Genomic DNA, 12,979 nt, shown 5'->3' with positions numbered 1-12,979 from the left:
TATGGCTTCCGTCGCTGAAAATTTCACAAAGGTGTTTGGCGGCTTCCATGCGAGTCTCTGGCTTTTCGCAACCCTCCAGCGAATATCCGGAACATTGCAGGAAAGCACGAAGCGAAGGGAAATCTTCTGGGCCAAAGTAGGATAGACGTGAAGCGGAAGACATCGCATGTCCCCCTTCATTTTGGGGCAGGAGATTATTCTCTCCCAACGACAGCGCCCGTTTCAATTGCTGTGCATAATAAACAGTGCGCCTTTTCGAATTAAAGCGCAAGCAGACATTCGGGGGCGGCCCAAGCATGGATATCTTCACATTTTTGCCAACAGTTTCCACTGACCCGGAAAACGGCGATACCCTTCTGGTCGAGCGAGGATCGCACCTCCTGAACTGAGCGCAATTGCTTCGAAGCGCCGCCGAACGAACTCGCGGAAGCAAGAGTTCCCAGGTAGGTAGAATTCGTGCAAGCTATTCAGATAAGAGTGGTATAATGCATTTCAACGCGCAATAAGGCGCGTTCGATCGTTGAAGATCGGATTTCACCATGAAAAATGCCCAATGGATAAATTCCGCTTTTGGCGGAGCGATAGTTGGTGCGATTGCAACAATGGCTGTTGGCTTTACCTTCGGCGGCTGGGTCACTGGAGGGACGTCAGAACATCTAATCGCGTCCAATATGTCTGACGGTGTGGCACTCGCGCTTACACCATACTGCCTGGAAAAATCTAAGAATGATCCCGAGGCCGTAAAGGTGATGGCCGAATACAAAGCCGCACCGGCCTATTCGCGCCGCACGCTTATCGAAAAATCCGGCTGGGCCACGCCGTTGGGAGCGGAACAACCGAATGCTGCGCTCGCCACAGCATGTAGCAATGCGCTTGCTAAAGCGCTTTAGCGCGAATGCAAGCGTGCATTAACAGGAGGCTGAAATGAAAAAGGAGCGGTCATCCACATCGTCTGAACACAATCAACCTGTACGTCCGCGCCATGAAGAGGATCATGCTGCCAGTAAAGGCGACCTTAGAAATGCTCATCGGCAGATGAGTGAACCCTCCCGGGATTGGACCAGGCTTGCAAACATCTTGCGACGTGCGTGCGGTGGATTTTCCCGCTCGCGCACGGGACGTCATGGACCGAGAGGTGGTAAACCCGATGAGAAATGATACAACCGCGCTCGAACGGAAGGTTCTGGCTCACGAACAGATACTTCAGGTCCTTATCGGCCATCTGGCTGAGACTGAGCCCAAGTTTCTGGATCGATTGAAGGCAGTGTTTACCCGTCATCATAATCTTGGAGTAAATGAGCAGGACTATTTTGACACAGCTCAATATGCAGAGCAATTCATTCGTGAAATTGAGAAAATGCAGGAATACAAGGCAACAAGATAATCCTCGTTGGCTCATTGGAATTTAAGAAAAATGCGAAGGCAACTACTATCGCCTTTGAATCACTGCTGGAAGCATTATCGCGCTTAAATCTTGGAATTGCTTATCGCGCTCCGCACACGACGCTTGAACCGGGCTATTCGGCGACATAAACGGATAGTCAATTAAAGGCTCCACTCCAAGAGCGCAGAGCCCAGTTTCGTCGAACAGAGCACATTGCCAACCCAAAAATGCGGAGTGTTGGTTGGTGGCCAGTATTCGAATAAAAAACGTGTGCCGACTGCCAATCGAACCAAGCGGCTCCTTTTTTATCTGCCATCCTCAAACAGGATGAGAACACCATCGTTTATGGTTCTTCTATTAAACCTGACAGCCTCATAGAAACGCCCGGGAGCACTTCAGCTCACCATCAATTGCTCCGGCAAACGATAAGACAGGGAATGTAATGATTGTAAACGTTGGAGCCGCAAGGCGCGAATGGGCAGATACGGCTACGATTTATAACGAAGCACTTAAAGAATCTCATACAGAAGCTACATCTGATGGAGGGCTGCAGATCACTTTCGTAGCATGCGCCATTCATGGTCGAGAGCGTGGTTCATCCCATTATCGATATACCGTCATCCTTACATCAAGCGAGTTGGCGATCCTAACTGCACAAACCAAACTTGATTGAGCGAGACTGTGAGCCTCGAAGGAGCCGGCCACTAATTGGTATAAACGTTAAACGCTGGACTGATAGCAGGCTCAGTTCTTGCCGCATCGTTCCTGACTGGCAATCAGGTGGTTGTGCCGACAGCTCATTATGCCCCCTTTAGCACATTTTTTGGCCGGACCGGACTTTCTGCTTCCGGTCCCATTCAAGACCGTGTCACCCGGTCGAGCTCATCAAAACGGCCGATCAAGCGGATGGCGTTATATTCTTTTTAACTATGAAAGGGCTCATAAAGAGCAGCGCCAGCTTTGAGGGCCGCTAGCTTGAGCCGCTTGTCTCGGGTCCAAAGTGATGTGCGCTGATCAAGTAGGACAGAAGCGAGCAAGTGAGCATCCGTGTAGCCAATACCCATGCTAAAAACGTTATGCCTCTCAATGAGAGTCATAACCTCGTCGTGGGTTGCTACGATAGTCTCACGCTGTGCGCGGAGAAAAGTTAACACAGCGGTCCTGTCGCGTAGGCTGCCCAAAGCAAGTTCGCCAATGACTGCCGGATGGCAAAGCAGAAGATCGTTACCAATAATTTTTACAAGATCGTTATCACCTCGGCGGAAATGATCAATCCAAATGGAAGTATCTGCTAATATCACTTATTCACTGAGCTCCGACGGCGGGGGGCGGCTTCAGCGTCCGGCATGGTGCCTCCAAGAGCGATAAGCCGTTTACCAGTCTCGACGCGCACGAGTGCTTCTAACGCTTGGCGGACCAAAGCGGCTGTCTCCTTTGTGCCCGTCAGGGATCTGGCTTTTTCCAAGAGATTATCATCAAGATTAATGGTTGAACGCATAAAACTACCTCCTGCAGTTGAGTCAATTTATCACCAAATGGTGCTAATTTCAACACCTAGGTTGTCACTCAGATTAACATGACGTGGCTATCGTAAGTTGTTATGAGGAGGCTCGGCATTCTCACACTTCTGACTGGCAATCAGGTCGCAGCGCTAACATTCTCCAGAATAATTTCATCGTGCTCTCGAAGCAGCAATAGGTAGCCTTCCCTTCGAAGCGCCAAGGTTGGCGTGGAGTGCTTCGTTCCCTTATTCCGAAGGGCCTGTTAAGCAGAAAGAAGCCGCCGAAATACCTCGGCGGCTTCTTCCCGACATCGCGATAATCCGGATGGCTAGCTAGACAGTTTCCAACTGTTCAGGGCTCAGTCGGAGCGCTGCGGCCCGACGGTGTCCTTCGAGCTGTTCCGTTGCACTTTGCCGAACAGCAGCTGGCGCTACAGCAGCAACGCCACGCTCGTCCAGCCATTGATGCGTGGCAATTTTTACGTATGAGCCCACCCAAAGTCCACCCGTGTAACGGCCCGCCGCCATAGTGGGCAGTGTGTGGTTCGTGCCGCAGCATTTGTCGGAGTATACAACACTGGCCAGCTCGCCGATGAAAATCGAACCATAGTTGCGCAGCTTTTTCGCCGTTGCCTTCGGGTCGCGTGTGTGGACCTGAAGATGCTCTGTTGCGATATAGTCGGAGTAGGCGATCATGGTTTCTTCGTCGTCAACAACGGTCACTTCGCCGTAATCTTTCCATGCAACCCCTGCTACAGCAGCGGTGGAAAGGTTCCGCAGCTGTTTTTCGACTTCTTTGATGGTCTCATCCGCCAGCTTCCGATCTGTCGTAACCAGGCCAACGCGTGTGCGTACGTCATGCTCAGCCTGAGCAAGCATGTCGGTCGCCAGCGTCGCAGGATTGGCTGTTTCGTCGGCAACGATGAAGATTTCGCTTGGGCCCGCAAGCTGATCAATACCTACTTGGCCGAAAACCTGACGCTTTGCTTCGTTTACAAACGCATTGCCGGGCCCCACGATTTTGTCGACCGCGGGAATAGTCTCCGTGCCATATGCCATGGCTGCGATTGCCTGTGCACCGCCGACGCGGAAGATGCGGTCTGCACCTGCCAGATGACAGCCTGCAATCATGGCCTGATGCGCATTCGGGGGAAGACAGGCGATGACCTGATCACAACCAGCGACTTTGGCCGGGACGATCGTCATTACCGGAGCTGAGAGAAGAGGATAACGTCCGCCTGGTACGTAACAGCCTACGATTTCAATCGGAATAACCCGATGACCGAGATGCAGGCCCGGCAAGCTCTCTATTTCCAACGGGAGGATCGTGCCGAGTTGTGCTTCGGCGAAACGGCGGACATTGGCGATGGCAAATTCGGTGTCTTGACGCGTCTGCGGATCAAGGTCGGCAACGGCCTTGAGCTTTTCTTCCTCAGTGACCTCGAAACGGTCGAGATCCGCTTTATCAAAAGCAAGAGAATATTCGCGAACAGCAGCATCGCCGCGTTCTCGGACATTTGCGATGATGTCCTTCACTATTTTTTCGACCGGCGCCGTATCAGAGACGGCGTCTCGTGTCGGTTCTTTTATTTGAATAAACTTGCCTTTCAGCGCATCGAGACGCGACGTCATCAAAACCTCCTGTGTGGGATGATCATCCTCAACATCTTTCAAGCTTGGCTATCCGACAATTGCCCACAAACCATATGTTCATTATAATCACCAAAGCAGGTGAACCAATTTCGCTCCAGGTATCCTCCCTGCGTTTACGATGACAATGTGGGTAAGCACAGAAACATGGAAAACGATATATGCCTAAAATCGGTAGCAAACTTCGCGAACTTCGTCGTCGCCGAGATCTGGGAGTTCGAGAACTCGCCGCTCGTTCCGGGATATCTCACTCCACAATATCATTGATCGAACGTGACCGGATGAGCCCGTCCATCGACACTCTTGGTGCAGTACTCGATGCGTTGGGGACAACACTGACCGGTTTTTTCTCCGATTTGCAATCCAGCCTTCCTTATTCGCCCTTCTATTCGTCGGCAGATTTAGCTGAGATTGGGAAGGTAGATACGATTTCCTATAGAGTAATCGGTCTGGACCATCCCAATCGAGAACTTCTCATGTTACATGAACGTTATGCACCTGGGGCGGATTCTGGCGAGGAATTTACTCACGCAGCACAGGAGGCTGGCATGGTGCTTTCTGGTCTGGTTGAAGTTACGGTCGGAAGCCAGAAGAGGGTGCTAAAACCCGGCGATGGGTATTATTTTGATAGCCGTGTGCCTCATCGGTTTCGGAATGTCTTCGACGGTCAGAGCGAGATTATCAGCGCGGTTACTCCGCCAACTTATTAATCCCTTCACCCTATACTGAAATATGGTGAATATATTGACCGTTTCGGTTAACCCCGCTTTCCAAAGTTTTCAAACGTGCTTTGCTATAGGCCATCGAGAGCACAAAGGGGAGCGTCCGATGAACATACTCAAAGTTTCGATTATAGCGTCCACAGTCCTGGTAGCAGGTGTCTTTGGTGCCCAGGCCCGTGATCTGACCGTTGTATCCTGGGGAGGAAATTTTCAGGACGCGCAACGTAAAATTTTCTTTCAACCCTTCGCCTCCGCGATCGGCAAGCCAGTTTTAGATGAAAGTTGGGAGGGCGGTTACGGCGTTCTCCAGGCCAAGGTGAAGGCCGGTGTTCCAAACTGGGACGTGGTGGAAGTTGAGGCTGAAGAATTAGCGCTAGGGTGCGCCGACGGTATTTATGAGAAAATTGATTGGGAGAAGCTTGGCGGGAAGGATGCGTATCTTCCTGCAGCAGTCAGTGACTGTGGTGTTGGCAATATCGTGTGGTCGACCGGGCTTTCATATGACGGCGAAAAGCTCAAAGAAGAGCCAAGGACATGGGCTGATTTCTGGGATACGAAGAAGTTTCCCGGCAAGCGCGGCCTTCGCAAAGGGCCGAAATACGCTCTTGAGTTCGCATTGATGGCCGACGGCGTTCCTGCTAATCAAGTTTATGAAGTTTTGAGCAGTGAAGGCGGCGTTGACCGGGCTTTCAGGAAACTTGAAGAATTGAAGGCAGATATCATCTGGTGGGACGCTGGCGCGCAGCCGCTACAGCTGCTCTCGTCCGGGCAGGTCGTCATGACTTCTGCTTACAATGGTCGTATCAGCGGCATCAACCGGTCCGAAGGCAAGAGTTTCGGATTTGTGTTCCCGGGCAGTGTATACGCCATCGATAGCTGGGTCATTTTGAAAGATAGCCCGAACAAGGATGCGGGCATGGATTTCATCGCCTATGCCAGCAAGGCAGAGAACCAGGCGAAACTTCCTGAATATATCGCTTACGGTTTACCGACCCTTGGGGCGACGAAGCTGGTGCCTGAACAGTTCCAGAAAGAGCTTCCGACTGCCGATGAAAACATCGGCGGAGCCATCGCTCTGGACGTGGATTTCTGGACCGACAACCTAGAAGAGTTGACGCAGCGTTTCAATGCCTGGCTAGCTCAATAGGAATCAACGATTGCAATCTCTTGCTCCATTGCCCTCAGGGGCAGCGGAGCAGCCTTTGGCCTCGAGACTACCAAGAATCAGCGCAGGTTATGATGAGTGACGCGTTTATCCATTTCGACCAGGTCAGCAAAGCGTTCGGTATGATGACCGTTGTCGATGATCTCGATCTGTCGATTGGCAAGGGAGAGTTCGTGAGCATGCTGGGCCCATCCGGGTCCGGCAAGACAACACTTCTCATGATGCTGGCCGGTTTCGAGAATCCAACTAGCGGTGCAATTGCTGTCGGAGGCAGGCGCGTAGATGCTTTGCCGCCCCATAAGCGAAATATGGGAGTTGTATTCCAGAATTACGCTTTGTTTCCTCACATGTCTGTAGCGGACAACGTAGGATTTCCGCTCAAGATGAGGGGCCTTTCCAAAGCCGAGATTGTCGAGCGTGTGACGAAGGCCCTCGACATGGTTCAACTGGGAGCCTTCCACGAACGTCGACCAATACAATTATCCGGTGGTCAGCAACAGAGGGTTGCGCTGGCTCGCGCATTGGTATTCGAGCCGGAAGTCGTATTGATGGACGAGCCGTTGGGCGCTCTTGACAAGAAGCTTCGCGAACAGATGCAGATGGATATTCGCGATATCCATCATCGCTTGGGCTTGACTATCGTCTTTGTTACACACGATCAGACTGAAGCTTTGACGATGTCCGATCGCATAGCGATCTTCAATCATGGCAAGATTGAGCAGATCGGCGAACCCTCGGAAATTTACGACCGGCCAAAAACTCAATTCGTTGCCGAGTTTATTGGCGAAACTAACCTAGTGAGCGGCACAGTCGCTTCATCGTCCAATGGCATCGTGGACGTCACTTTGGATGATGGTCAAACAATCAAAGTAGCATCTACCGCAGGCTTGGAACCTCGAAGCACTATCAATGTGTCTGTGCGCCCGGAACGTATAGAGCTCGGACAGCCTGGAGCGGCAAAAAATCAGCTAAAGGTAACGGTAGCGGATATTGTGTATCACGGTGACCATCTTCAGGTACAAGTGGACGCCGGAAACGGATCCTTCGTGGTCAAGGCTACTAGAACCGCGATCACGCCAAAAATAGGGCAAGAGGTCATAGCCTCTTTCGCTCCGGAACAATGCTGGGTCGTTTCATGAACCGTCCATCTCGGCTCCAAAATCAAATCAAGTCGATAGCGCTAATTGCACCACTGGCTCTCTTCCTGGCATTTTTCTTCGTCGCACCACTTGCAACAATGATGAAGTCGGCGGTTTCCGATCCTATCGCGTCAAGAGCACTACCCACCGTATCCGAGTCCCTGCAGGATTGGGACAGAGCAACTGTCGCGTCGGCGGCAGCTCAGCTAGCACTCGCCAACGACATCCGAAATGTCAGCGACGATGAGCTTTTCGGCGACTTGGTCCGTCGATTGAACAGCGCAAAGTCCGGCTTTCGCACTTTGATGACCAAGACACGTACCGCTGTTGCGGAGAACCAGTCAATCTCCGATCTGGTGTCGGTGGACCCGCGATGGAGCGATCCGGTATTCTGGATTGCAATCCAGGAAGCGGCTGGCACCACGATTACCGACAGAAACCTGCTGTCGGCTGTCGATCTACAGCGAGACGCCAACGGCAGTATCATCAATGTGCCCGAAGATAAATCCGCCAATCGGACCACGCTCTTTCGAACGCTGATCATGGCCGGAGTGGTGACGATATGTTGTGTTGCTATAGGACTACCCTTTGCGATGGTTGCCGCATCGACTAATGGTTGGAGACGTCAATTGCTACTGGGAGCTGTGCTTCTTCCTCTCTGGACTTCGCTCCTTGTGCGAACTGCAGCCTGGTACATCATTCTTCAGGACAATGGCCTCATCAATATGACGCTTCAAACCCTTGGTTTGACAAGCGGGCCCGTACCACTCATCTTCAACCGGTTGGGCGTCGTGATTGCAATGACCCACGTCCTTCTACCCTTCATGGTACTGCCGATCTTCAGCGTTCTCATCGGGATTCCGAAAAACCTGATGCCTGCTGCTGCATCGTTAGGCGCGTCACCCTTTCGCGCTTTTTTGTTGGTACTGCTGCCCCTTAGCCTTCGGGGTGTCGTGTCCGGTGGGCTTGTCGTCTTTATGAGTGCACTTGGTTACTACATCACACCAGCACTGATCGGGGGGGCTAAGGATCAGATGATTAGCTCTGTCATCGCCTATTACGCGACTGGGGCGGCCAATTGGGGTATGGCCGGCGCGCTTGGAATTGTGCTTCTGGCTGCAACAATGATCCTCTACGTCGTCTATCTTCGTCTATCTTCGGAGGAAGCGCGCGCATGAGAACGCTCATCGTCAGCAAGGCAATATTCGGGTCTGGGGTTATCATCTTTTTGATGGCTCCGTTATTTGCCATCCTTCCTCTGGCTTTTACAGACAGCATTTTCTTGAATTACCCGATTCCTGGTTATTCTTTTCGTTGGTTTCATGAGTTGTTCATGGCCGACGCTTGGCGTCGATCCATCGTCAATAGTTTAATTATTGGAATTGGAACGACGATCCTTGCGAGCATTCTTGGTACGGTTGCTGCACTCGGATTACGTGGAAAGTCTGTATCTTTGTTATTCAGCTTCTTTCGAACAGTATTTCTGCTGCCAATGGTCGTTCCAGCAGTCGTGCTTGGCGTCGGCATGCAGTTGATGTTCGCACAGTATGGCCTCGCAAATACGTATATGGGTGTTATCCTTGCTCATACGGTCATTGCAATTCCGTTTGTTGTTGTTAACGTGACCGCTGCGCTTCAGGGCATTGACCGCCGCCTGGAAAATGCCGCAGCTAGCCTTGGCGCATCACCTTGGATGGTTTTGCGTCAGGTAACTCTACCATTGGCAACACCGGGCATCGTGACAGGGGCGGTGTTTGCTTTTGCAACGTCCTTGGATGAAGTCGTGCTAACCTTGTTTGTTGCAGGTCCGAACCAACGCACGGTTGCTCGTCAGATGTTCTCGACAATCAGAGAGAATATAAGTCCAGCCATCGCTGCTGCGGCGTTTCTGTTCATTATTGGAACGATCATCATCGCCTCGCTCTTACTGCTTTCAAAGCGAAACCCCCGAGCTAATATATAGCAGGTCGGAAGCAAGCAAATTGGGATGCGCAGTCGTCAGAACTTTGTCCGAACAAAAGTGGCAAAGTGAGGATACTGGTCGGCGAGGGTCAATTTTTATGCAAATCAGTTTTTGACTGGCAATCTGGAGTATACATGGCCCGCTCGGAAGAGCGGGCCATGTCTTCAATAATTAAAAGTCCATACCTGCGCCAGCAGGGGCGGGTTGGATTTCCTTCTTGGGTTTTTCGGCGATCATGGCTTCGGTTGTAACTAGAAGGCCGGCAACGGACGCCGCGTCCTGAAGCGCAGTGCGCACCACTTTGGCGGGATCAATGACGCCCTGGGCGTAGAGATCGCCATATTCGCCCGTCTGTGCGTTCCAGCCGTAAGAGTGGTCAGTCCGCTCGCGAAGCTTCCCAACGACAACAGAGCTTTCCGCCCCGGCATTTTCGGCAATTTGCCGAACCGGCGCTTCGATCGCGCGACGCACGATATCGATACCGACCTTTTGATCTTGATTGGTTGCCGACAGATCATCCAGCGCCTTGACCGCCCGGAGAAGGGCCACTCCGCCGCCCGGCAGAATGCCTTCCTCAACAGCGGCGCGGGTCGCATGCAGCGCGTCGTCGACCCGGTCTTTTTTCTCCTTTACTTCCACTTCTGTCGAGCCGCCGACACGGATCACAGCGACACCGCCGGCAAGCTTGGCGAGGCGCTCCTGCAACTTCTCCCGGTCGTAATCTGACGTGGTTTCTTCGATCTGCGTTCGGATCTGTGCAGCCCGAGCGTCGATTTCGGTTTTAGAGCCTACGCCGTCAATGATTGTTGTACTCTCCTTCTCGATTGCCACTTTCCTAGCTCTGCCAAGCATGTTTAACGTAACGTTCTCGAGCTTGATGCCGAGATCATCCGAGATAACAGAGCCACCAGTCAGTACGGCAATGTCTTCGAGCATGGCCTTGCGTCGATCACCAAAGCCCGGTGCCTTTACGGCTGCAATCTTCAAACCACCGCGCAGCTTGTTAACGACAAGCGTCGCCAGAGCTTCTCCCTCGACGTCCTCAGCGATGATCAGAAGTGGCTTGCCCGACTGGACCACAGCCTCAAGCAGTGGCAGCATAGCCTGCAAATTCGACAGCTTCTTTTCGTGGATCAGAATGTATGGATCTTCGAGTTCGACCCTCATCTTGTCCTGATTGGTAACGAAGTAGGGCGATAGATAGCCTCGGTCGAATTGCATGCCTTCAACGACTTCAAGTTCCGTTTCGGCAGTTTTGGCTTCTTCGACGGTGATGACGCCGTCGTTACCTACCTTCTCCATCGCTTCCGCAAGATAGCGCCCGATCTCTTCGTCGCCATTTGCAGAAATCGTACCGACCTGCGCGATCTCAGAATTGCTGGTAATCTTGCGCGCATTTGCCTTCAATTCCCTGACGACGGCATCGACCGCAAGGTCAATACCGCGCTTTAGGTCCATTGGATTCATACCTGAAGCAACCGCCTTTGCGCCTTCCTTAACAATCGCCTGGGCAAGAACGGTGGCAGTGGTAGTACCGTCACCGGCAAGATCATTGGTCTTCGAAGCCACTTCGCGCAGCATTTGCGCGCCCATGTTTTCGAACTTGTCTTCCAGTTCAATTTCCTTGGCGACAGAAACGCCGTCTTTGGTAATGCGCGGGGCACCGAAGGATTTGTCGATCACGACATTACGTCCCTTTGGGCCAAGGGTTACTTTAACGGCATTGGCAAGTGTGTCGACCCCACGCAGCATGCGTTCCCGGGCGTCAGTGTGAAACTTGACTTCTTTCGCAGCCATTTTTTAACTCCTCAATAGGCAGCTATCTGACTGATGGATTGAATTAATAAATTTTCGCGTTAGGCAGCTTTTTTCTGCTCGGTCGCATGCTCGATAATGCCAAAGACATCGCTTTCCTTCATGATCAAGAGTTCCTCACCATTGATCTTTATTTCCGTGCCCGACCATTTGCCAAACAGGATGCGATCGCCAGCATTAACGTCAAGCGCCTGAATTTGGCCAACCTCGTTTCGGGTGCCGGCGCCTACCGCGACTACTTCGCCTTCTTGGGGCTTTTCCTTCGCCGTGTCAGGAATGATTATCCCACCTTGGGTCTTTTCCTGCGAATTAACCCGGCGGACAAGAATTCGATCATGAAGCGGTCGAAACGACATGTTTTCCTCCGTTGAGCAAAAAAGATGACGTAGCTCCCCGCCCGGACCGGATCACCAGTCCGGGCGGGTGCAAAACCTCCTTGGAGCATCTTGCGCGTGATGATCTGGTTTAGCGATTTCCTGATTTCAAGAGGGAGACGAGAAAAATTAGCATTCATCGCAGAATGCTGCCAACGCACTGGTAACGAACGATAAAATCATTTTTTCTGTTGAATTTTTCAGGAAGCGGAGCAACATTTATTCTCAGTCTTTGGCTATCTTGAAACGGAGATGAATCGTGCGATTTTCATCGGATCTGGAACGTCAGATGCACGGCTATGGCCTCACCACCGCCCACATACTCTATCGAATTCCCGATTTCGAATGCGTTTTGCAATCTTATATCTGGCAAGACTATGATCTGGCGCCGGATTTTCCGGAAATGCACCGCTTTCTGGATTTTTGGCAGGCCAAACTTGATGGCCCGTTACATTCCGTCCGCTACACACATCAGCGACTGATTGGGCCAAACGAATGGCGCCGCGTTGAGGGCGAGTTCAAATTGCACTGAGTAATGAGACTGGATTTCATGGCTTCCGCTTCCCGGGAATACAAAGGTAGCTCAGATGAAAATCAAAGAGATAACCGCTATTTTGGGACCCACCGACGAGGCGCTAGCCGCAGCAATTAACGCGACTGGAGCATCATCAGCAGAGCTTGCCCAAGCTTGGGCGTGGATCAATGCTGACGAAGCACTCGTTAATGACGGACGTTCACTACCGTCGGGAATAATCGCCGATCTCATTGATATTCTGGAGGCGGCTAACGTAGGCGACGACGATTAATGAAAGTACGTTTCTCGCTGTAGTTCTCTGGAGCGTGCATTTAACTCGCCCAATACCCATTTTGCACCGTCACGTCTGGGTTACCAGTCATCCACTGACGGCTAACGGCAAACCAAAACCTTACGGCTAGAAAGGAGAGTACGATGAGAACCGATTTGTTTGAAAAGCCAGTTTCCATTCTTGTTGGCCTTGGCCTTCCGGTCGAGGTTCGCAATGCGACTGAGGCCTACCGGTTTCTTTCAGAACAGCCCGCTTCACTTCGAAACCCAGCCCATAACATTGCACTAAAGGCCTGCGCGGCCGCGCTGCGCGGAGAAATTGACTTCGAAACGGCCCGCGGACTGTTTGTTGCTTTCGCTAAAAGGCATGATTTTCTGGTTTCCGCAGGTATCGACCCCGCGATTTCTCAGCACCGAAACGAAACAGACCGTCACGTGCGTTGAATTGGTTCATCGTCACC

16 protein-coding genes are annotated in these 12,979 nt (G+C 51.9%); 10 read left to right on the top strand and 6 right to left on the bottom strand.

The genetic code is table 11. The annotated features are described in order from the left end of the window. Positions 1 to 298 (bottom strand): hypothetical protein (locus tag D8666_RS24380; RefSeq protein ID WP_209446006.1); only part of this gene is annotated, 298 nt, incomplete at its 3' end. A 241-nt stretch (positions 299 to 539) separates the two neighbouring features. On the opposite strand from D8666_RS24380, the gene D8666_RS21130 reads away from it, so the two are divergent. Both D8666_RS21130 and D8666_RS21120 read left to right on the top strand, forming a co-directional pair. Next, entirely contained in the window at positions 540 to 890 is a 351-nt protein-coding gene (locus D8666_RS21130; protein WP_121539300.1) for a hypothetical protein, read from the top strand. 257 nt (positions 891 to 1,147) lie between these two features. Further along, positions 1,148 to 1,384, top strand: a complete 237-nt coding sequence (locus D8666_RS21120) for a hypothetical protein (RefSeq protein WP_094543862.1) — start codon at positions 1,148 to 1,150, stop codon at positions 1,382 to 1,384. A 923-nt stretch (positions 1,385 to 2,307) separates the two neighbouring features. Here the strand turns inward: D8666_RS21120 and D8666_RS21115 are convergent. The 3 genes from D8666_RS21115 to hisD form a co-directional block, all read right to left on the bottom strand. Then, entirely contained in the window at positions 2,308 to 2,685 is a 378-nt protein-coding gene (locus tag D8666_RS21115; RefSeq protein ID WP_121539298.1) for a type II toxin-antitoxin system VapC family toxin, read from the bottom strand. After that, the gene (locus D8666_RS21110) at positions 2,682 to 2,882 is read right to left on the bottom strand and encodes a type II toxin-antitoxin system VapB family antitoxin (RefSeq protein ID WP_010660355.1); all 201 of its coding nucleotides are present in this window, start codon (positions 2,880 to 2,882) and stop codon (positions 2,682 to 2,684) included. The genes D8666_RS21115 and D8666_RS21110 overlap by 4 nt, the downstream gene beginning before the upstream one ends. Before the next feature lie 336 nt (positions 2,883 to 3,218). After that, entirely contained in the window at positions 3,219 to 4,517 is a 1,299-nt protein-coding gene (gene hisD / locus D8666_RS21105) for a histidinol dehydrogenase (protein WP_121539297.1), read from the bottom strand. A 179-nt stretch (positions 4,518 to 4,696) separates the two neighbouring features. On the opposite strand from hisD, the gene D8666_RS21100 reads away from it, so the two are divergent. From D8666_RS21100 to D8666_RS21080, 5 genes are all read left to right on the top strand, one after another. Next, positions 4,697 to 5,245: a cupin domain-containing protein gene (locus D8666_RS21100; protein WP_121539296.1), complete on the top strand. Its 549-nt coding sequence runs from the start codon at positions 4,697 to 4,699 to the stop codon at positions 5,243 to 5,245. A 118-nt stretch (positions 5,246 to 5,363) separates the two neighbouring features. Beyond that, complete coding sequence (locus D8666_RS21095) at positions 5,364 to 6,404, top strand: ABC transporter substrate-binding protein (protein ID WP_121539295.1); 1,041 nt, start codon at positions 5,364 to 5,366, stop codon at positions 6,402 to 6,404. Between the two features lie 92 nt (positions 6,405 to 6,496). Next, entirely contained in the window at positions 6,497 to 7,561 is a 1,065-nt protein-coding gene (locus tag D8666_RS21090) for an ABC transporter ATP-binding protein (RefSeq protein WP_167836145.1), read from the top strand. Beyond that, on the top strand, positions 7,558 to 8,739 hold the full coding sequence (locus tag D8666_RS21085; protein WP_121539293.1) for an ABC transporter permease: 1,182 nt from the start codon (positions 7,558 to 7,560) through the stop codon (positions 8,737 to 8,739). Before D8666_RS21090 ends, D8666_RS21085 begins: the two co-directional genes overlap by 4 nt. After that, positions 8,736 to 9,524 carry an ABC transporter permease gene (locus D8666_RS21080; protein ID WP_121539292.1) on the top strand — a complete coding sequence of 263 codons (789 nt, stop codon included), beginning with the start codon at positions 8,736 to 8,738 and terminating at the stop codon, positions 9,522 to 9,524. Before D8666_RS21085 ends, D8666_RS21080 begins: the two co-directional genes overlap by 4 nt. Before the next feature lie 171 nt (positions 9,525 to 9,695). Here D8666_RS21080 and groL read toward each other — a convergent pair whose 3' ends face one another. Together groL and D8666_RS21070 are read right to left on the bottom strand one after the other, a co-directional pair. Beyond that, positions 9,696 to 11,321 carry a chaperonin GroEL gene (gene groL / locus D8666_RS21075; protein WP_121539291.1) on the bottom strand — a complete coding sequence of 542 codons (1,626 nt, stop codon included), beginning with the start codon at positions 11,319 to 11,321 and terminating at the stop codon, positions 9,696 to 9,698. A gap of 59 nt (positions 11,322 to 11,380) precedes the next feature. Next, positions 11,381 to 11,695, bottom strand: coding sequence for a co-chaperone GroES (locus D8666_RS21070; RefSeq protein WP_121539290.1), 315 nt, complete (start codon positions 11,693 to 11,695; stop codon positions 11,381 to 11,383). Between the two features lie 277 nt (positions 11,696 to 11,972). Between D8666_RS21070 and D8666_RS21065 the strand changes: the two genes are divergently transcribed. The 3 genes from D8666_RS21065 (at position 11,973) to D8666_RS21055 (ending at position 12,962) form a co-directional block, all read left to right on the top strand. Further along, positions 11,973 to 12,245: an usg protein gene (locus tag D8666_RS21065; protein WP_121539289.1), complete on the top strand. Its 273-nt coding sequence runs from the start codon at positions 11,973 to 11,975 to the stop codon at positions 12,243 to 12,245. 55 nt (positions 12,246 to 12,300) lie between these two features. After that, entirely contained in the window at positions 12,301 to 12,519 is a 219-nt protein-coding gene (locus tag D8666_RS21060) for a hypothetical protein (RefSeq protein ID WP_121539288.1), read from the top strand. A gap of 143 nt (positions 12,520 to 12,662) precedes the next feature. Then, positions 12,663 to 12,962: a DUF982 domain-containing protein gene (locus D8666_RS21055; RefSeq protein WP_121539287.1), complete on the top strand. Its 300-nt coding sequence runs from the start codon at positions 12,663 to 12,665 to the stop codon at positions 12,960 to 12,962. Positions 12,963 to 12,979 lie beyond the last annotated feature (17 nt).

This window comes from Ochrobactrum soli (genome assembly GCF_003664555.1).
Taxonomy (GTDB): domain Bacteria; phylum Pseudomonadota; class Alphaproteobacteria; order Rhizobiales; family Rhizobiaceae; genus Brucella; species Brucella teleogrylli.
The sequence above is the reverse complement of the archived record's forward strand: the minus strand, read 5'-3'. Positions and strand labels throughout refer to the sequence as shown.